Here is a 20560-nt window from a genome sequence, read left to right on the forward strand (position 1 = left end):
AATTTAAAAGAGATTGGTATGAAATACAAACTATTAGTTCTTGATGTAGATGGTACATTAGTGAACAGTGAAAAAGAAATCTCCAAGCAAACGTTAGCGACTCTTCTTAAAGTTCAACACATGGGAGTACGCATTGTTTTGGCTTCCGGTCGTTCAACATACGGTTTGCGTCATTTGATAGAAGCGTTGGAACTTAAAAATCATGGAGGCTATATTCTGTCTTATAACGGGGGGCAAGTAATCGATATAAAAAATAATGAAGTTTTATTTGAAAAAAGAATAGACCCCCAACAGATTCCTTATCTGGAAAAAAAAGCGTTGAAAAACGGCTTCGGAATTTTTACTTATCATAAAAATAAAATCATCACTTCTACACCGGACAATAAGCATATTCAGCATGAAGCTAAATTGAATGGGATGGACATCGTAACGGTAGATAATTTCTCCGAAGCGGTTACTTTCTCTCCTTGCAAATGTGTTTTAGTTAGTGACGACGAACAGGCTTTGGTTGGTTTGAAAGACCATTGGCGTAAACGTTTGGCCGGTGTGTTGGATGTATATCGTTCTGAGCCATTCTTTCTGGAGGTAGTGCCGGAGTTTATTGATAAAGGAAATACGCTGGGTGTTTTAATTCAGAAGTTAGGATTAGGCGAAGAAGAAGTAATGGCAATTGGTGACGGACGCCGGGATTTCTCCATGATTCAGCTTGCCGGTTTGGGTGTTGCGATGGGTAACGCTCAGAAATCTATTCAGGCTTGTGCCGATTATGTAACGGAGAGTAACGACAACGATGGTGTGGCGTTGGCTGTCCAAAAGTTCATCATCTCGGAAGTTCGTCCGGCGGATATTTCTTTGGATGAGTTGAATTCCGGTAGCCGGCATGCACTTATCGGTAATTTAGGGATTCAATACATCTATGCTTCGAGCACACGAATTGAAGCAACAATGCCCGTAGATAAACGTACCCGACAGCCATTCGGCATTTTGCACGGAGGGGCTACTCTGGCACTTGCGGAAACCGTAGCCGGACTGGGTTCCATGGTTATTTGCCAACCGGATGAGATTATTGTCGGTATGCAGGTTAGTGGTAATCACATGTCTTCCGCACACGAAGGTGATACGGTGCGCGCAGTGGGAACGATCATTCATAAAGGCAGATCATCTCATGTTTGGAATGTGGATGTTTTTACATCGACAAACAAACTGGTTTCTTCTATCCGTGTTGTAAATAGTGTTTTGAAAAAGAAATGATAGCTGAAAACGCGTACCATATTTTAGATGCGCTCATTGAACAGGATAAAAGTTTTGCAATTTATCGTTTGCCGGGCGAGTCATCGCCCCGGTTTGTTTTGCAAACATCCGGTGTTCCGGCTTGTTTTGACGATATTGAACACCTGAACGGACATAAAGGATTTGTAATAGCTCCTTTCCGTGCCCGTGAAAATTCTCCCATCATGCTTATTCAACCGGATTGTACCGATTTAGCCGAAGTGGTTTTAGACACAACAGGTAATGAGCCGGGCGAATCAACAAACCGGAAGAATAAATCAGAAGGTAAAGAAGACTATTCGCAACAGTTTCTTCGATTTCATGAACCATTGGTTAATGGAGAATTTGAAAAACTTGTTTTGTCAAGAAATAAAACGATTGACCGGGAAGAAAGCTTTTCTCCCGGCCGTTCTTTTTTTTATGCAGCAGAAAAGTATATCTATTCCTATGTTTATCTCTTTCATACACCGCTGAGTGGTACGTGGATAGGAAGTACGCCTGAAATATTGCTTTCGGGCATCGGCAATAACTGGAAAACAATTGCTTTGGCCGGAACCCGTTTCCCTAATTCAGAGGTGGTTTCGTGGGATGAAAAGAACCTTAGCGAACAAGAATTAGTATCCTCTTATCTGCTTCAACAGCTTTCTGCATTTCATATTTCACCGGAAAGAAACGGACCTTATACCGTAAAGGCAGGGGAGCTGGCTCATTTGAGAACTGATTTTTCCTTTAAACTTCCTAAAACAACCGCTTTAGGAAGTATATTGAAAGCCCTCCATCCTACTCCGGCCGTTTCCGGTCTTCCGAAAGACAAGGCCTATCAGTTTATTCTGGAAAACGAGGGCTATGACCGCCTTTATTATTCCGGATTTCTGGGGATGTTGGATCCGGGTAAAGAAACAAATATATATGTAAATCTCCGGTGTATGCATATTCAAAAAAGTTCGCTTACTTTGTTTGCCGGTGGCGGTTTGCTTGCCTCTTCTTCGTTAGACGAAGAATGGGAAGAAACTGAACAGAAATTGAGAACTATGTTGGGGATACTTAAATAAATTAAACTATGTATTCAGATAAAGGGAATGTTTTGCAGTTGGTAGCGTTGCTCAAAGCGCATAGTATCACTCATATTGTTCTTTCTCCCGGCTCAAGAAATTCTCCGCTTATCCATTCTTTTGCGACCGATAAAGATTTCACTTGTTATACGATCGTAGATGAACGAAGTGCCGGTTTTTTCGCTATTGGCGTAATGCAAGCGATAAACAAACCGGTTGCCGTATGTTGTACATCCGGAACGGCAGTTCTTAATCTGGGCTCTTCTGTTGCTGAAGCTTATTATCAGCAATTACCCTTATTGGTAATTACGGCAGACCGTCCTCAGGCTTGGATCGGACAAATGGATGGACAAACAATACCACAGACTCATATATTCCGGAATATCATTCGCCATTCCGTTCAACTTCCGCAGGTAAACGGCTCAGAAGAAGCCTGGTATTGCAACCGATTGATCAATGAGGCAATTCATGCTTTAGATAATGGAGTAAAAGGACCGGCTCATATCAACATTCCTTTAGCAGAACCGTTATTCGGTTTTAATACAGAAGAATTGCCCGAAGTACGGGTTATCAGGAAGTCTTCAGTAGGCTATCAACTGAATGATAAAGATCAATACGATAAACGATTTAACGCTCATCCCAAACGACTGATTGTTGTTGGACAACTATTGCCGCAAAGTGAATTGTCCGATCGGTTGAAATCATTGCATGAAGAATATGGCGTGGTAGTTTTAGCAGAACATCTTTCAAATATCGAGGTTCGTGAAACGTATAACTTCGACACCATGCTTTACGCCGCTTCTGAGGAAGATTTAAAAGCATTAAAACCGGATCTGCTTATCACACTGGGCGGACATATCGTATCCAAGAGATTAAAACAGTTTTTACGTTCACAAAACATTCGCGAACATTGGCATATTTCTCCTGATGGAGAAGTGGTGGATACATTTCAATGTGTAACAGATATTGTTAAATGCGACGAGAAAACATTTCTCGATTATTTAATAGCAAAGGGCGAAAAAAACAATAAAGCGTTCAGGTCACTTTGGGAAAGCCATTGTGCAGCAGTTTCCCAGCCCGAAGCAGCATTCTCCGATTTATCGGCCGTAGGTATGTTTATGAAAAAATTACCCGCCGAAGTCGCTTTGCAATTAGGCAATAGCAACAGTGTACGCTTTGCGCAGTTGTATAATTTAGATCCTTATGTACAAGTGTTCTGTAATCGGGGCACGAATGGTATTGATGGTTCTCTTTCCACCGCGGTAGGTTATGCCGCTGCTTCAGAAAAGCAAACATTCTTGCTGATTGGAGACTTAAGTTTCTTTTATGACATGAATGGTCTTTGGAATAAATATAAAAGAAGCAACTTACACATTCTCCTCAATAATAATTCAGGTGGAGAAATATTTCATATCTTACCGGGATTGAATAAGTCGGAAGCATTGCAAGATCATATTTCGGCTTTTCATCAAACGGATGCTAAAGCATGGGCAGCGCAACAAGGGTTTACCTATCTTTCCGCAAACAATCAGAAAGAACTGGAGCAACAACTTCCCGAGTTTATGAATACCAAAAATGACAAGCCCGTTTTGTTGGAAGTTTTTACTTCTATGCAGCAAAACGCAGAACAAATAAGAACATATTATCATCAACAGAAAAATAAAATTAAATAATGGCAAGCAGAGAATGGACAACGATTAAGGAATACGAAGATATTCTTTTTGATTTTTATAACGGTATTGCCCGGATCACGATCAATCGCCCTCGTTATCGCAACGCATTTACTCCTACTACAACCGGAGAGATGAGTGATGCACTACGCATCTGCCGTGAAGAGGCTGATATCAGTGTAGTTGTTATTACAGGAGCCGGAGACAAAGCATTCTGTTCCGGAGGCGACCAGAATGTAAAAGGAAAAGGCGGATATATCGGTAAGGACGGTGTTCCTCGCCTTAGTGTGCTGGATGTGCAGAAACAAATCCGTTCCATTCCGAAACCTGTTGTCGCGATGGTTAATGGCTACGCTATTGGAGGTGGTCATGTGCTTCATGTAGTATGCGATCTTTCTATTGCTTCGGAAAACGCGATCTTCGGTCAGACTGGTCCTCGCGTAGGTAGTTTTGATGCAGGATTTGGTTCTTCTTATTTGGCGCGTATCGTAGGACAAAAGAAAGCGCGTGAGATATGGTTCCTTTGTCGTCAATATAATGCGAAGGAAGCGCTGGAAATGGGACTGGTAAATAAAGTAGTGCCTTTCGAAAATCTGGAGGACGAAGTGGTTGACTGGGCGGAAACAATGATGCAACATAGTCCGTTGGCTCTTCGCATGATTAAAGCCGGACTGAACGCCGAATTAGACGGACAAGCCGGAATACAGGAATTAGCCGGCGACGCCACCATGCTTTATTACCTGACCGACGAAGCGCAGGAAGGCAAACATGCTTTCTTAGAAAAGCGCAAACCTGATTTTAAACAATTCCCAAAGCTCCCTTAATAAAGAACGCCTGTGTTTCGTATAGAAATCATACCGTATACATTGCATTTTAAACAACCGGCAGGTACCTCCAGAGGAATTTACACGGAGCACAGAGTTTGGTATGTTGTTTTTGTAGATATTGATGACGAGTCTCACTACGGAATAGGCGAATGTGCTCCTTTACACGACCTAAGTTGTGATTTTAACGCGCATTATGCAGATACGTTATCAGCCTTCTGCAAAATAACAGAAGAGAAGCAATTTGTCGATACCGAACTGCTTCGTGATTATCCCTCCATGCTTTTTGGTTTAGAAACAGCTATACGGCATTACCGGCAACATAAATGGCAGTTATGGGATACGCCCTTTAGTATGGGTGAACAAGGTATTACAATTAACGGCTTGATCTGGATGGCAGACTATGCTACGATGTTACAACAGATCGAGACTAAGTTAACACAGGGCTTTACGTGCGTCAAATTAAAAATCGGAGCAATAGATTTTGAAAAAGAACTTGATCTGCTCCGATCTATTCGCAGTCATTACTCAGCAAAGGAAGTTACTATTCGTGTGGATGCGAATGGTAACTTCGCAAATGAAGACACGTTAGGTAAGTTACAGAAATTATCGGAATTAGATATTCACTCCATTGAACAGCCTATAAAAGCCGGGCAATGGCATGAAATGGCTCAACTTATTGCTTCCTCCCCTTTGCCTATAGCCTTGGACGAAGAGTTGATAGGTGTAAATAATCCAACAGAGAAAAGGAAATTACTGGAAGCGATCCGACCGCATTTTATTATACTTAAGCCTTCTTTGCATGGAGGCCTGACCGGTGCCTATGAATGGATTGAATTGGCGCAGGAGCTGGGTATCGACTGGTGGATAACATCCGCACTTGAATCTAATATCGGATTGAATTGTATTGCCCAATGGTGCGCAACGTTTGATAATCCCTTACCGCAAGGCCTGGGAACAGGTATGCTGTATACAAACAATATCGAAATGCCACTGACAATTAAAAGGCATGAACTTTGGTTTAATCCGAATGGAATCTTTCCGGACAAATTGATACAGGGATGATACATTCTATCCAACAGCAGGTAGCAGACTTTATCAAGGATTGGCATTCCGATTCACCGACTATTTGTGTGCAGACATCAGGCTCAACGGGAACGCCAAAGAAAATGGACGTGAAGAAAACCCGCATGTTGGAAAGTGCTAAAATAACCTGTCAATTCTTTGGGTTAAAGAAAAATGATAAAGCACTACTCTGTTTGCCGTTGCAGTATATCGCCGGGAAAATGGTTGTTGTACGTGCGCTTTATGCCGGACTCGACCTGTATTCCGTAGAGCCATGCGGACATCCTTTGGCTGACGTTGACATGGATTTCGATTTTGCAGCAATGATTCCATTACAGGTGTATAATTCCTTACAGATACCCGAGGAACGACAACGGTTGGCTGCCATTAAATACCTGATTATCGGAGGAGGTGCAATAGATGAAACCTTAGAACATGAGCTTTCCGGATTTCCTAACGCCATTTATTCTACTTATGGAATGACTGAAACACTTTCGCATATAGCCTTACGTAGAATCAGCGGTTCGGCAGCCAGCCTGTATTACACCCCATTGTCGAATGTACGGGTAAGTTTATCGCAAGAAAGCACATTGATTATCGACGCGCCGCTCGTAGCAAATGAAACCTTGTTTACAAACGATATAGCCGCACTAAGGTGTGACGGAACGTTTCGTATACTCGGACGAAAAGACAATGTGATTAATAGCGGAGGAATAAAAATACAAATAGAAGAGGTAGAACGGATTTTGCGTCCGCATATTACCGGAAACTTCGCGATAAGCCACATCCCCCACCCTAAACTTGGCGAAGCAATTGTTTTGTTAACGGAAGAAGCGGCTACTATCGAGCTTAAAAACAAAATAAGGCATCTGCTTCCCCGTTATCAGGAACCTTTACATATATGTTTTGTCGAGGCTATTCCTTTAACAGGAAATGGAAAGCCCGACCGCAAGGCTATAAAAAAACTGGCAGAACAAGTTTGTCCTGCCAGCACACACTAACACTTTCCGTATAAAACTACTATATCTACAACTATTAATTATCTTTTCGTATAGGAAAGCAAGCGTTGTTCGCCTTCCAATTTACGATAATGCGTTAAATCCTGTGTACATTCAATCACACCCAGGTATTCACCTGATTCTCCCCGAAGAGCGATGTATTCTATATACACGAACATACCTTTGAAGTTAATCCAGAATGACGCGTTTGATTCCTTACCTTCCTTGAAATCAGTTAGTATCTGATCTACGATATGTACACTGTGAGGAGGATGGCAGAGTTGAACGCTTCGTCCGATAATGGCACGGTTACGGTCGAATATACGATGCGTACCTAAGGAAAAGAACTTTACCTTGTCGTCTTTATCCACAAAGGTGATATCCATCGGCAACAGATTAAACAAAGCGGTGAGTTCTTCGATGGCAAAACTGCCGGTAGGAAGTTTCACACTTCCTTTGCCGGAATAGTTAACCTCTCCTACTTGTACGTTCTCCGGAGTCCATTTCTCCTGCGGATCATACAAACAGTAGCCGAATTCGATGGTTTGGTCATATATATGGTACCATTCTTCTTCGGTCAGTACATCAAGACACATCGGCAGGAGTATTTGTTCTTCTTTGAAGATCATGCCTTCTATAGCGGCTAATGTCGGTTCCAGTATCTCAACAATGGCAGGCAACAGGTTTTTTGCTCCTTCAGGATCACGAGTTCCAAGAAACGCATGAGCCGCTTTCAACAACTCGCGTGTTTCATCGTGCTTTCCCCACATCACTTTAGGAGGACCGGTAATGCCGTTCTTTTCCATAAAAGGAAACAACAAGTATTCTTTACGGCGGTAGTGTTTATCTACATCAGAAAGTTCATTAAAAGCACCTTTCAGTGAAATCATGTAATTCATAAAATCTTCTGCCGATAAAGAAGGAGCCTGACCGAATAAGGCTCGCACTCGTTCGATAACCTTTGCCAGTTCTATATTTTCTTTTTTGAACGTATCTACGGGGTGTCCGGGAGGGTAAGGAAGACTGTCGTCTTGTATTATATGTCCTTCTAAAACAGCAGTATGTATATCGCAAAACTTCAGAACTTCTTCTTCCGGAAGTCCTTCCGCTATTAATTGTTGTTCTACTTCTACAACATCTCCGTAAGGAATCTGAGCCAGCAAACCGATAAGTTGATTTTTTACGGCCGAAGGAGCTTCGCCATTATGTAATTGCAGGATCAGGTGCTTAAGCAGTTCCTTCCGTTTTTCTGAATTGTTTATAATCTCACTCATAGTTTTATCTTGTATTAATATTACAAGACAAAACTATGAATAGATGTACCTTTAAATTTGTCGCATTTGTTACACTTGGTCTTTTTCACGATTGGGCAGTATCAGATTTAAAACTACTCCGATAACAGCAGCCAATCCAATACCCGTCATGGAAAATTCTCCTACCTGAAAAATCGCACCTCCAATGCCAAAAGTCAATGTCAATGAAACAATGATCAGGTTACGGGTGTTGCCCATATCTGTTTTCGCATTTACCAAGGTGCTGATACCTACAGAGGCAATGGTTCCAAACAACAACATCATTATACCTCCCAATACTGATTCCGGTATTGATTTCAACACGGCACTAACCTTGCCTACCACCGAAAAAAGAATTCCGGCAACCGCCGCGATACGAATTACCACCGGATCTGTAATTTTAGTCAGCGAAATGGCACCGGTCACTTCCGCATAAGTGGTTACCGGAGGCCCGCCGATAAATCCCGCCACCGAACAAGCAACACCATCTCCTAATAAAGTACGATGCAACCCCGGATCTTTAATAAAATCCTTTCCGGTAACACCATTTATGGCGTATACGCCACCGATATGCTCAATTACGGGAGCTATCGCCACCGGAGTCATAAAAACAATTGCTCCCCATGAAAATTCAGGCTTTACCAGTTTAGGAAAAGCAAACCAGGCTGCTTCTTTAATAGGTTCATAATCAATTATTCCAAAACACGCCGATGCTATATATCCGGCAATGATTCCCATAAAAATAGGGATCAGTTTAAGCAATCCTTTACCCAACATCGTAACCAAAACAGCCGTGGCCAAAGCAATCAAAGCAATAGACCAGTTACTTTTTGCCATATCCACACCGGCACCGGCCAGCGAAAGTCCGATTAAGATAATGACTGGTCCGATTACAACCGGAGGAAACAACCTGTTGATGAGTTGCAGCCCCTTCCATTTAACCAACCAACTCATTATGGCATAAACCGCACCTACAGCAATCAGCCCGGACATAGTGCCAGCCATGCCGTACAATTCCGTAGCCTTGATAATGGGTGCTATAAAGGCAAAACTACTTCCCAGAAAAAGAGGAACTTTGCCTTTTGTTATTAAATGAAAGATCAGGGTACCTACACCTGCCGTAAACAGAGCCGTCGAAGGGTCTAAACCAACTAATAAAGGAACCAGAACAGTGGCCCCGAATGCCACAAAGAGAAACTGAACGCCGACTACAGTTTTCTGTACCGGATTCAGACGTTGCGTATTTTCCATCAATAAATAAAGTTATATTTTGTGCAAATATAGTATAGAAAAACTAAAGATGAATTTTTTGCAGATCTTAAATCATCTTATTCCGATCAGACAAAACACCCGGTTGAACCCACTTTTTTTCCCTTGTTTTAAAGCGAAAACAAGGCTAAATTTTCGTCTTTTTTTGGCCTTTCCTATGTTACTGAAAATCAGATGGTTGTATTTATCGAAAAACATAAAGGTTATTTTTCGAAAAATAAAGGTTATCTTTTGAAAAATAAAGGATATCTTTTTAAACATATAGTAATACAAAAAATCACTTCGTTTTTAAGGCCGAATTCGCGCACTCTTTTTTGCGGTCCAAGCAGAAACAAAAACACAACCGACCGGGATTTTTTTTTGCTCCTCTTATTCTATTTTCAGCAAGAAAAGTCCTTACCGGTTTTAGTTTCAAATTGTTCATTATATTTGCACTATAAATACAATGTGAAAGAGTATAGCGAAAATATCAACATTAATCTAAGTAACGATAAAGAATTTAAGGATTTACTTGACAGGTTCTATATCCCCTTATGTCAGTTTGCGTTTCATTATCTTGAAAACGAGCAAACTGCTGAAGATATTGCACAGGAATGTTTCGTTAAACTATGGGAAATACGCACAGACTTTCTGTACTTACATCAGGTGAAAAGTTTTTTATACACCTCCATACGAAACAAATCGATCAATGTAATCGAACACAACAAAGTGGTTAATGCTTATCAACAAAAGATTCTTGATAAAAGCTCCGAACTCTTTTTTCACGATCATTTAATAGAAGAGGAAACATATCGCATATTAAATGATGCGATCAATAAACTTCCCAATAAAACAAGACAAATAATGCAACTATCCCTTCATGGAATGAGCAATGTTGAAATTGCTGATTCTTTAAACATATCCAAAGAAACTGTTCATTCTTTAAAAAAATCAGCCTATAAGAAACTGCGTATATATCTCAAAGAATTCTATTATTTACTGTTTTTCCTCATTTGATTTTAAAAAAAACAAGCAGGGAGTCACCCTGTTTTACAACAAGCCTGTTATATAGTGTATAAACAAATTCTATTTATGCACCAGAAAAACTTTTATATATCCCGGTTAATAGCTGCTTTTTTATCCGGAACAATTGATGCAGAGGAACTGAAAGAGCTTAACCGTTGGAGAGAAGAATCAACACACAATGAACTTCTTTTCCAAAAAATTTGCGACTCTAAAAACAGGGATGGCCACGTTGCGCCATCGGCTGTTTTCAACAAAAAGAAAGGGGTAGATATTATTTTATCAAGAACCATTTTAAAACGAAAACAAGCGTTGTTTATCCGTATAATGAAATACGCGTCAGTGGTTATAATTCCGCTGATAATTATCAGCTGTCTTATTGCCCTTTATAACAGTTCGTCTACAAATGAACTACTCTCCGAATCAAATAACGTAGTCAAAGAAATTAAACCGGGAGAAAGCAAGGCTATTCTGACCTTTGAAAACGGTGAACAAATAGAGCTTCAAAAAGATACGGAACAAACCATTGCCGATAAAAACGGAACAACTATTCATATTAACAAAACCGGATTGGAGTATAATCAGGATACTAAAACCGCCCCTTCAGAAAAAGAAACATACAACAAAATAGAGATTCCGCGCGGAGGTGAATATCAACTTACGTTAAGCGATCAGAGCAAGGTACATCTCAACACCATGAGTTCACTCCGCTTTCCGGTACAGTTTAAAAATGACAAACGTGTGGTAGAACTGGAAGGAGAAGCCTTTTTTGAAGTAACGCCAAACAGTAAGCCTTTTATTGTGAAAATAAAGGGTATGGAAATAGAGGTGTTGGGTACTTCATTCAATATTTCGGCATATTCGGGAGAAAATGCCCGAACAACATTAGTAAATGGCACTGTAAAAGTAATTCCCGAAAATGGTAGTAATGAACGCGTGTTGCGCCCTGCCGAACAGGCAATCTTTAATTATTCGTCGGAAGAATTCGAAGTAAAAACAGTTGATGTTGCCTTGTACACATCCTGGATAAATGGCAAAATATACTTTAAAGATCAGCGTTTAGAAGACATCATGGGGGCACTTTCCCGCTGGTATGATATGGAAGTTGTTTACGAAAACAGTAGCACCAAAGAGATCCGGTTCGGTTGTAATTTGAACCGCTATGAAAACATAACACCCTTTATTAATTTGCTTGAAAAAACCGGTAAAGTCAGGATAAAAACACAAGGCAAAAAAATAATCATAAACTAATATTACTTAATCAATAAATTTCAATAATTATGAGACAAAACAGTTACTCCATGAAGCATCGGCGATACTTTGCCGCAAGTTGTCTCTTGCTCTTTTTCCTTTTCTCGGGATTAGTGCAAGCGAAAAACAATGATTTGGCTGCCCAAACAGTTACAGCGAAATTCAATAATGTAACGCTAAATGAAATTATCTGGGAACTTCAAAAGCAAACCGATTTTACTTTCATTTACAGTACGAATGATATTCAGAAAGTAAACATTAACAGTATTAATGTTGAAAATGCAATTATAACAGATGTTCTGGACAAATGTATGGAGAACTCCGGATTAACTTATACCATCCACGAAGGCGTTATTGCGATTAAAAAAGCGGAGAAAAAGAATATATCTGCCCCTGTTAATCAACAAACAAAAGAAAAAGTAACAGGAGTTGTGGTAGATGATAGCGGCGAACCTTTATTAGGTGTAAACATTATTATTAAAGGTACAGCTCAGGGTGTTGTGACAGACTTTGATGGAAATTTTTCAATCGAGATGGATAGATCAGCTAAAAATGTACTGGTTCTATCTTATATCGGTTTCTCGTCGATGGATGTTAATCCTACTTTCGGATCTCCGATGCGTATCGTAATGAAAAGTGATCAAATGCTTCTTGAAGAAGTGGTTATCACAGGTTACGGAACATATAAAAAATCGGCTTACGCCGGTTCTGCGTCGACGGTGAAATTACAGGAAAAAGAGGATGTGCCGACAACCGACTTTAAAACCTTATTGCAAGGTAGTGCTTCCGGTATACAGGTAAACTCAACCTCAGGAACTGTTGGAGGTAAGTCGAGCATCACTATTCGCGGACTTGGTTCTTTTAACGCGTCGACTAATCCGTTGTATGTTATCGACGGTGTTCCCGTTATGGATAATCTGGAAAGTACAGCAGTTGGAGGAAGTGATATTTCCGGAGGAACCGACATTATGGCAACACTTAACACGTCGGACATTGAAAATATAACCGTTATAAAGGATGCTGCCGCAGCGTCATTGTATGGATCACGCGCGGCAAACGGGGTTATTCTTATTACAACCAAATCCGGTAAAGAAGGTAAGCCTGTGTTTAATTTTAAAAGCGATATCGGTTTTTCTGACTATGCAACCAAATTCCGGGAAACAATGAGTGGAGCGGAAAGACGTGAAGTGCTGCACGAAGGTTTAGTAAATCAGGGATTATATATGAAAGATATGAACGCCTCGGAAGCTACCGCGTATGCGAATGAAAACATTGATAAATACGCGCCAATTCCATGGAGCGGCTGGACTGATTGGGAAAGCGCGTTGTTCAGAGACAAAGCTTCATATCAGAATTACGAGTTTTCCGCTTCAGGTGGAGATAAGAAAACTTCGTTGTTTTCGTCTATTGCTTACACCGATCAGGAAGGTCTGGCTCGTCAACAGAACTTCTCACGTATCACCGGTCGTTTGAATTTTAAATACAACATGACTGACAAATTACAGGTGGGTGCTAATATCTTATATTCGGCATTAAGACAGGATGGTAGTTCGGAAGGTGGTACATACACTGCTCCTATTTATTCTACCAGACATAAAGTTTCTGCTTCCGACCCTATTTATAATGAAGACGGTACTTACAACACCGATTTATTGGCCAATGGAAAACGAAATCCTAAAGCTGCTTTAGACTACAATTACAAACGTCAGAAAGTAGATCGTTCTTTCAATACGGTATTCGCAAACTATACTTTCATGGAAGGGCTTATCTTTAATTCTACTTTTAGCTTTGATCATACGAATTCTTCTTATAAAAGCTGGGACGATCCTCGCTCGTCCGACGGAGAAAGTGATAATGGTGCATTAAGCAATAATATGTATCAATACGACCAGATGGTTTGGAAAAACAACCTTACCTACATGACAAGCTTTGATAAACATCATCTTGACATTTTGGGAGGATACGAAACGCATCAATATAAAAGAAATTATATCAGCGGAAGAGTTAAAGACTTTCCTAATGTGGATAAACATGCCATATCAAACGGTTCTAATATCACCGGTTTAAGCGGCTATCAACAAGGCTGGAGATTACTTTCTTATCTGGGACGTGTAAACTATGATTTCGATCATAAATATTACCTGGGCGGAAGCGTGAGAACGGATGCTTCTTCAAGACTGCACAGAGACAATCGTTGGGGAACATTCTGGTCTGTTTCAGGAGCTTGGAGACTATCTTCTGAAGCCTTTATGGAACCGGTTGAAAACATATTGAGCGAAGCCAAATTGCGTGTGTCTTATGGTAGCAACGGAACATTACCTTCCAGTTTTTACGATTATATGGATCTGGTAAGATTCGGACAGAACTATAATGAGAAACCCGGTATTATAGAATATCAGATAGGCAATAAAGATCTTAAGTGGGAGAAAAACTACAACCTGAACTTAGGTTTGGATTTTAAATTATTTGACCGGGTTAACGCTACAGTGGAAGTTTATCAAAGAAAAACATCCGACCTGCTTATGGACAAACCGATCTCCAACACAACAGGATTCAGCACAATGATTGCAAACGTTGGTCGTGTACAAAACAGAGGTATTGAGGTAGAACTAAGTTCGGATATCCTGAGGAAAAAATCTTTCTCATGGAACTCCCAGTTCAATGTAGGACATAACAAAAACAAAATTGTTAATCTCGGAGATCAGGAGGAGATCATCGGTTCGTATACAATCCGGAAAGTAGGTCATTCATACTATTCATTCTACGTTAAGGAGTTTGCCGGGATCAATCCGGAAACAGGTTTTCCACAGTATTACGTTAATGCGACCGAAGGAGATAAAACCATTACGGAAGATGCTACTGAAGCCAATTACATCATCTACAAAAACGCGGATCCTACAATCAGTGGAGGATGGACAAATACATTGAAATATAAAATGATCGATTTAAGCTTCACGCTTACCTTTTCTTTGGGTGGTTATTCGTATGATAACGCTGCCCAAAAATTGGAGCATGCCGGAAAAGAAACTGCTCACAATCTGCAAACACTTTATCGTGACAGATGGCAGAAACCCGGTGATAAAACGAATATAGAAATGGTTATGGTTGGTAATCCTTACGATATGAGCTCGGTTGTCAACTCCAGAAGAGTTCATTCTACCGATCATCTTCGTTTGAAGAATCTTAGTTTAGGAATTACTGTCCCTAAACATCTTGTCCGCAAAGCATCATTAGAAAATGTTCGTGCTTATTTTTCCGCGGTTAATTTATTAACATGGGCAGCTTATGATCGTTATGATCCGGAAGTAGCAAGTAACGGAGTCGTTTATTTCGACACTCCTAAATTAAAGACACTAACATTCGGTATCGATATTAAATTCTAATTAGCAGACATCATGAAATACAATTATATAATCACATTAATAGCAGGACTCAGTCTGACTTTCACCTCATGTGGAAACGACTGGCTGGATGAAATGACACCACAAAACGCTGTGGAAACTAATAAATCGCTTAACACACCAACCGAAGCGGAGTATGCCTTAAACGGTATTTACAATGAAATACGTAAATATGAGTACAGGGGCGCACGTTATACGTTTTATGCTGATGCTACCAGTGAAGATATGCAAGCCCGAAACGACACAAAACGCGTTGCCAGATATTATTTGTTTCAGTTTAATGCAGTAACCTCTCCTTCCAGTTTTTGGAGAGCTCCTTATGCCGTAATTCGGAATATCAATAACGTATTGCGCTATACCAATACATTTAAAGAAGATGATCTTACTGACCAGATAAAGAATATAAAAGGAGAAGCACTTACTTTAAGAGCCTTGGCACATTTCGACTTGGTAAATATATATGGTATGCCATATACCAAGGACAACGGAGCGTCTTTGGGGGTACCGGTTGTAATTGAAAATCTGGCCAATAATGCTAAACCGGCACGTAATACTGTTGCTGAAGTATATAAACAAGTGTTGGACGATTTAGAAACTGCAGCCCGATACATCTCTTCTTCAAGAAATGATGGAAAAGTAAACTGGTATGCGAATCAATTATTATTAGCTCGTGTCTACCTGTATATGGGCAATGATCAAAAAGCGTTTGAGATTTCATCCAATCTGATTGAGCAAGCAAATAAGACAGGTAATTACAAACTTTGGTCTACAAGTGAATACCCTAACGTATGGAAAGAAACCACCAGTAGCGAACTATTATTCACGCTGATTAATAACGCAAGCGAAATTAGTGATTCCAAAGAATTTATTGGTTACCTGATGCATCGTTCCGGTTATGATGACATAAGCTTAAGTTCAGATTATATGGATCTGCTGGGTGAAGACCCGGACGACGTACGTCATAAAATAATCGATAAGTACAAACCAAGTGATTACCGATGGTATCTGCTTAAATACGTTTCTCCTTCATATAATTATTCAAATATACCTGTTCTGAGACTTTCTGAAGCTTATCTGATTGCTGCTGAAGCTGCAGTGAAATTAAATAAGAATGAAGAAGCACTGAATTATCTGAATGCGATTGTTCAACGCGCTAATCCTGAAAAAGAAGTAACAGGAACAGTAACACTTGAAAGAGTTCTGATTGAACGCAGAAAAGAATTGGTAGGAGAAGGTCATCGCTTTTTTGATGCGATGCGTAATAATCAAACAATCACCCGTAAAGGTAAGTCTCATACCTCTGATTTGCTGTTGCCGGAAACAAAACAATTTGATCGTAACTATTTTAAAATTATTTTGGCGATTCCGACCAGCGAGATAAATGTCAACCCGAATATTGTTCAGAATCCGGGCTATGGTAACTAATATTGCTTTATGAAACAGTTTAGAATATATAGTTTTTTATTAATCCTGTTATCATTTTGTCCCGGCTTATGTGCCGGGACATTATCTATCGACGGTCCTTATCTATTTCACTTGCCCAATGGTGGCGTGCGGATCATTTCAGTAGATAATAACGGAACGATACAAGACTCCACGCTGAATTCAATACCTAAAGATTTCAGTATGCCGGTAACAGCAAGCAACGGAACCTATTTGTTCGATGTTGCACTCCACCCTATCAGCCGGCAAGAATGGGAAAGTAAAGCATTTGACGAACAACTAATCATTTCTGATCCTCATGGTAATTTTGAGTGCTTTGCCAGCGTTCTGAAAGCAAATAAAGTGATTGACCGGAACTATAATTGGATATATGGCTCAAACCAACTGCTGATCAATGGAGATGTGTTCGACAGAGGAGAAGACGTTTTGCCTATCTTTTGGTTGATTTATAAATTAGAGCAGGAAGCCCGCGAAATGGGAGGACAGGTTTCTTTTCTCCTCGGAAATCATGAAGCAATGGTATTGGGTGATAATCTAAAGTATACAAAAGAAAAATACAAGTTATTAGCTGAACAGCTGAACATGCCATACAGCGCTCTCTTTTCACAGGAAACAGAATTAGGCAGATGGCTTGCCACAAGAAATACAATTCAGGTTACAGGAGATTATCTGTTTGTTCATGCCGGTCTTGGACAGGCTTTCTTAGAGAAGGATTTTGATGTTGCTAAGGTTAATGCCGAAGTCAGCAAAGCCTTATTCCTGAACAAACAACAACGGGATGAACATTCAGAAACGGCCGGTTTTTTACACGGCAGCAACGGTCCTTTATGGTATAGAGGAATGGTTCGCAACGATTCCAAATACAATCCTTTGCATATAGATGATTTAGACGCTATACTAAAGAAATACGATGTTAAGCATATTGTTGTGGGACATACTATTTTTCCCGATATACGCGTATTTTATGACAAGAAAGTCATTACTGTTAATGTCGATAATCAGAAAAACTTTGACAAAGTGTTAGGCAGAGGGATATATATCAACAAGGATAAACGCTATGTCATTAGTGACAAGGGCATACTCAGTGAACTATAATTCACGAAAATCTGAGAATTGATATTGCCGGAACAAGGATTATAAATAACTTCACCCCAAAACTTATTATTATTATTATTATGACATCAGATACGAATCAAACAGCAGTAGCTTATTTCGCTTCCGGATGCTTTTGGGGGACGCAATATTATTTCGATAAGGCACCGGGAGTTATTTCAACACGAGCCGGTTTTATGGGAGGTCATGTGGATAGTCCGTCTTATCAGCAAGTTAAAACAGGACAAACAGCGCATCTGGAATTAGTAGAGGTAGTTTATGATCCTACAAAAACAGACTATGAAGCACTTGTTCGCCTCTTTTTCGAGACGCATAATTTTACACAAACAGATGGACAAGGTCCGGATATTGGCAGTCAGTATTTGTCGGCCATCTTCTATTCGAACAACGAAGAGTTATCCATCGCTAAAAAGTATTCGGATATACTAACCCAGAAAGGTTTTGAAGTGGCGACAGCTCTTCGAAAAGCAGAAACCTTCTGGCCGGCCGAAGACTATCATCAGCATTATTACGACAAAAACGGCTCAACCCCGTATTGCCATATTTACAGAAAGATTTTCTGATTCAAAGAGCAATAACAAAGGCAATCAACGAAGGTATCCGATATACTTCATCCGTAGATGAGTTTATCGGATATCTTTTTTTATATCACTTAGCCTCCTTGGTCGTCGTAATTGAATCGTTCGATACGGGTTACGCGCACATCTTCTTTAGAGATAAGGAAGACAAATCAGATAAGCAAACGTAACATCAGATTACAAATATTTTGAAGATATTTTCCAAAAATGGTTTTCGTGGCTTTTTTCAACAAGCATAATTTATCAGAAGATACGGATCAAGAGGGGGTATCTTCTTTGAAGTTTCTTTTTTCATCAATGATATATTCAGGGCGGGCTTTTACTTCGTCAAACAAGATGCCGATGTATTGTCCTAATACGCCAACTGTTAATAGCTGAACACCGCCGAAGAAAGTAACAATGGTGATGATGGATGTCCAGCCTGTTTCGGCATTACTGAAGCCGTATATTTTGCCTAAAGTAAACCAAATAGCTAAAAACAGTCCCACAAGAACAGCCAGGAAGCCAAGTCCCGACGCTAACCGGAGTGGTTTTTTAGAGAAATAAAGCATGGCCGTAGATGCAAATCTCAGCATTTTTCGAAGTGGATATTTGGTCTTTCCGGCTAAACGCGCGTCTCTTTCGTAATAAAACGGTACTTGTTTAAGCCCTATCCAGCTAATTAACCCGCGAATGTATTTGCCATGTTCTTTAAACCGGTCGAATTCGTTCATTATCTGACGGTCGATCAGGCGAAAATCTCCTGTGTCGAGCGGAAATTCCACTTCACTCATGTAATTCATGGCGCGGTAAAACAATTTCGCAGATATTTTTTTAAAGAAGCTCTCTCCTACCCTCGATTTACGCACACAATAAACCACATTCGCCGCTTCTTTTTCTTGCAGTTCAAGCAATTGGGGAATAAGTTCCGGTGGATCTTGCAGGTCGGCATCTATAATGATAGCTATATCAGCGTCGCAGTTATTTACCCCTGCGGTAACGGCCGGTTGATGTCCGAAATTTCGCGAAAAATGCAGCACTTTCACCATTGGGTCTGATGCGGCTATACCATCCAACAGCACACGGGTTTTATCCCGGCTACCGTCATTAATATAGATAATTTCTGTTGGGTTTTGCAGTTGAAGCAACACTTCTTTTGTTCTGCGATACGACTCGAGTATTACCTCTTCTTCGTCAAAACAGGGAACAATAACAGCCACTTTTTTCATTCTGCATCTACGATTTAAAGGTATAGAACTTATTCATTACAAAATTAATAACCGTGTAAAATGCCATAGCGATCAACTGATTGTAATACGAGTCAATCGTTAATGTTTTATTCAGGTATAATAAAACTCCCAGTTGTAAAAGATAGCAAATAACAAATACAGATCCGAACTTTAACGCTCCGGAAGTCCAGCCAACCGAACTTTTAAAGGTCCATTGCCTGTTCCATATAAAGCTATTAACCAACCCGGCTATATACCCTGTTATATTCGATAAGATATCCGAAACATCGAATATTTTCATCATCACCCAGATAACGGCTGCCGTTATCAATGTATTCCCCACCCCTACGAGGCCGTATCTAATCGCCTGCTTGATTATTCCCATATTTCTTTTTCAAAACATCCCGAATCTCCTCTTCCGTCAGCTCTTTTACATTGGTGATGGTATAAGAATTGTATAAGAAATTTCCATACAGATTGCATTCTTCTATAACCTTATCAAGCACATCTTTTATGTTAAGTCTTACCGGAATCAGCACTATGAGATCTACAAAAACATCATGTATTGTTAATCGTTCTATTTCACAATTTTCTCTTTCAAGATAATAGGAGAACTCACGTTCGATAATTTGTCGTTGCAGATCGTCAAACGGGTGATCATTTTTTGATGGAAACATCATATAAAAACGAAGCTTTTCACCTTTCCCTCCAAGTCCGGTAGAGATATAAACTTGTTTTTCGTCAGACAATTCCGATTCTAACGAGATGCGACTCTCCATCAGCGCCATATACGCCCAGTTCGTAACATCTTCGGATGAATGACCTGCATAGTTCTCCAACGCTCTGTAAGCCCTGACCTGACGGGAAACAGCCAATGAAGACAGCACGTATCTTTTATATTCCGTACTTGTTTCCTCGTCGTTCAAAGTGTCAACAAACGTATCGTATTCTATATCCGTTAACTCTCCACGTTCTTTTCTTATTTGCTCAGAATATTTAAAATATTCCATTTGCAATTCAACCGGTACTCGTTGTTCCAATATATGAAACCGACCATCGATTTTACTGAAAGAGTCACGGAATTTTGAGAAAACATCTTCTTTATCTTTCATAACCCTTTGATTT

17 protein-coding genes are annotated in these 20560 nt (G+C 40.1%); 12 read left to right on the forward strand and 5 right to left on the reverse strand.

Annotated features, from left to right (window positions below; translation table 11 throughout):
* Positions 1-18 precede the first annotated feature (18 nt).
* From B9Y81_RS06250 to B9Y81_RS06275, 6 genes are read left to right on the forward strand one after another with little or no spacing between them, the layout of a single operon-like run.
* Entirely contained in the window at positions 19-1251 is a 1233-nt protein-coding gene (locus tag B9Y81_RS06250; RefSeq protein ID WP_085536146.1) for a Cof-type HAD-IIB family hydrolase, read from the forward strand.
* Positions 1248-2321: an isochorismate synthase gene (locus B9Y81_RS06255; protein ID WP_085536147.1), complete on the forward strand. Its 1074-nt coding sequence runs from the start codon at positions 1248-1250 to the stop codon at positions 2319-2321. Before B9Y81_RS06250 ends, B9Y81_RS06255 begins: the two co-directional genes overlap by 4 nt.
* An 8-nt stretch (positions 2322-2329) precedes the next feature.
* Positions 2330-3994, forward strand: coding sequence for a 2-succinyl-5-enolpyruvyl-6-hydroxy-3-cyclohexene-1-carboxylic-acid synthase (menD, locus tag B9Y81_RS06260; protein ID WP_085536148.1), 1665 nt, complete (start codon positions 2330-2332; stop codon positions 3992-3994).
* The gene (gene menB / locus B9Y81_RS06265) at positions 3991-4815 is read left to right on the forward strand and encodes a 1,4-dihydroxy-2-naphthoyl-CoA synthase (RefSeq protein ID WP_095996251.1); all 825 of its coding nucleotides are present in this window, start codon (positions 3991-3993) and stop codon (positions 4813-4815) included. Before menD ends, menB begins: the two co-directional genes overlap by 4 nt.
* Positions 4816-4827: 12 nt before the next feature.
* On the forward strand, positions 4828-5880 hold the full coding sequence (locus B9Y81_RS06270; RefSeq protein ID WP_085536150.1) for an o-succinylbenzoate synthase: 1053 nt from the start codon (positions 4828-4830) through the stop codon (positions 5878-5880).
* Positions 5877-6881 (forward strand): AMP-binding protein, encoded by a 1005-nt coding sequence (locus tag B9Y81_RS06275; protein ID WP_085536151.1) that lies wholly within the window; start codon positions 5877-5879, stop codon positions 6879-6881. Before B9Y81_RS06270 ends, B9Y81_RS06275 begins: the two co-directional genes overlap by 4 nt.
* Before the next feature lie 38 nt (positions 6882-6919).
* Here B9Y81_RS06275 and B9Y81_RS06280 read toward each other — a convergent pair whose 3' ends face one another.
* Both B9Y81_RS06280 and B9Y81_RS06285 read right to left on the reverse strand, forming a co-directional pair.
* The gene (locus B9Y81_RS06280; RefSeq protein ID WP_085536152.1) at positions 6920-8152 is read right to left on the reverse strand and encodes a DUF438 domain-containing protein; all 1233 of its coding nucleotides are present in this window, start codon (positions 8150-8152) and stop codon (positions 6920-6922) included.
* A 69-nt stretch (positions 8153-8221) separates the two neighbouring features.
* A complete protein-coding gene (locus tag B9Y81_RS06285; RefSeq protein ID WP_085536153.1) occupies positions 8222-9421 on the reverse strand; it encodes a uracil-xanthine permease family protein in 1200 nt (399 codons plus the stop codon).
* Between the two features lie 465 nt (positions 9422-9886).
* Between B9Y81_RS06285 and B9Y81_RS06290 the strand changes: the two genes are divergently transcribed.
* From B9Y81_RS06290 to msrA, 6 genes are all read left to right on the forward strand, one after another.
* Positions 9887-10435, forward strand: coding sequence for an RNA polymerase sigma-70 factor (locus tag B9Y81_RS06290; RefSeq protein WP_245832412.1), 549 nt, complete (start codon positions 9887-9889; stop codon positions 10433-10435).
* Positions 10436-10510: 75 nt separating this feature from the next.
* Positions 10511-11692 carry a FecR family protein gene (locus B9Y81_RS06295; protein ID WP_085536155.1) on the forward strand — a complete coding sequence of 394 codons (1182 nt, stop codon included), beginning with the start codon at positions 10511-10513 and terminating at the stop codon, positions 11690-11692.
* A 29-nt stretch (positions 11693-11721) separates the two neighbouring features.
* On the forward strand, positions 11722-15075 hold the full coding sequence (locus B9Y81_RS06300) for a TonB-dependent receptor (protein WP_085536156.1): 3354 nt from the start codon (positions 11722-11724) through the stop codon (positions 15073-15075).
* A gap of 12 nt (positions 15076-15087) precedes the next feature.
* Positions 15088-16518: a RagB/SusD family nutrient uptake outer membrane protein gene (locus B9Y81_RS06305; protein ID WP_085536157.1), complete on the forward strand. Its 1431-nt coding sequence runs from the start codon at positions 15088-15090 to the stop codon at positions 16516-16518.
* Positions 16519-16527: 9 nt separating this feature from the next.
* On the forward strand, positions 16528-17631 hold the full coding sequence (locus tag B9Y81_RS06310; RefSeq protein ID WP_085536158.1) for a metallophosphoesterase: 1104 nt from the start codon (positions 16528-16530) through the stop codon (positions 17629-17631).
* An 80-nt stretch (positions 17632-17711) separates the two neighbouring features.
* On the forward strand, positions 17712-18212 hold the full coding sequence (gene msrA, locus B9Y81_RS06315) for a peptide-methionine (S)-S-oxide reductase MsrA (protein WP_085536159.1): 501 nt from the start codon (positions 17712-17714) through the stop codon (positions 18210-18212).
* A 272-nt stretch (positions 18213-18484) separates the two neighbouring features.
* Here msrA and B9Y81_RS06320 read toward each other — a convergent pair whose 3' ends face one another.
* Genes B9Y81_RS06320 through B9Y81_RS06330 form a run of 3 tightly spaced genes read right to left on the reverse strand, consistent with a single transcriptional unit; the run spans position 18485 to position 20547 of the window.
* The gene (locus B9Y81_RS06320) at positions 18485-19435 is read right to left on the reverse strand and encodes a glycosyltransferase family 2 protein (RefSeq protein WP_085536160.1); all 951 of its coding nucleotides are present in this window, start codon (positions 19433-19435) and stop codon (positions 18485-18487) included.
* Between the two features lie 7 nt (positions 19436-19442).
* Positions 19443-19820: a GtrA family protein gene (locus B9Y81_RS06325; RefSeq protein ID WP_085536161.1), complete on the reverse strand. Its 378-nt coding sequence runs from the start codon at positions 19818-19820 to the stop codon at positions 19443-19445.
* A complete protein-coding gene (locus B9Y81_RS06330) occupies positions 19795-20547 on the reverse strand; it encodes a hypothetical protein (protein ID WP_085536162.1) in 753 nt (250 codons plus the stop codon). Before B9Y81_RS06330 ends, B9Y81_RS06325 begins: the two co-directional genes overlap by 26 nt.
* Positions 20548-20560: the final 13 nt, after the last annotated feature.

Origin of the sequence: Massilibacteroides vaginae, from assembly GCF_900178525.1 — a bacterium.
GTDB classification, from domain to species: domain Bacteria; phylum Bacteroidota; class Bacteroidia; order Bacteroidales; family Tannerellaceae; genus Massilibacteroides; species Massilibacteroides vaginae.